The 457-nt window shown below is 68.3% G+C and carries 1 pseudogene; it reads left to right on the top strand.

The features are described from left to right. A pseudogene (locus ADL29_RS10270) lies at positions 1 to 457 on the top strand (SulP family inorganic anion transporter); the annotation flags it as partial.

Genomic DNA, 457 nt, shown 5'->3' with positions numbered 1-457 from the left:
TCCGCCGAATCCCTCTTCAGCGCCGCCGCCGTCGACCGCCTCCACAACGGGCCCAAGACCGACTACGACAAGGAACTCATCGCCCAGGGCGCAGGCAACGCGGTGTGCGGCATCCTCGGCGCGCTGCCGATGACCGCGGTCATCGTGCGCAGTGCCGCCAACGTCCATGCGGGTGCGAAGACCAAGGCCTCGCGGGTGCTGCACGGCGCCTGGCTGCTGGTGTTCGCCCGATCTGCGTCCCCTGTGGCGCGAACACCGCGGCGAGGCCGTCGTCCTGATCGTCACCGCCCTCGCCATCGTCACGGTCAACATGTTCGAAGGCGTCCTGATCGGTCTGCTGATGGCGGTGGCGAAGACGGCCTGGGAAACCTCCCACGTCCACCTCGACATCCACACCCCCGACGACGAAGATCAGCCCGTGCGGGTACACGCCATCGGCAACGCCACCTTCCTGCGC

It is taken from the genome of Streptomyces chattanoogensis (assembly GCF_001294335.1).
Classification (GTDB): domain Bacteria; phylum Actinomycetota; class Actinomycetes; order Streptomycetales; family Streptomycetaceae; genus Streptomyces; species Streptomyces chattanoogensis.
The sequence above is the reverse complement of the archived record's forward strand: the minus strand, read 5'-3'. Positions and strand labels throughout refer to the sequence as shown.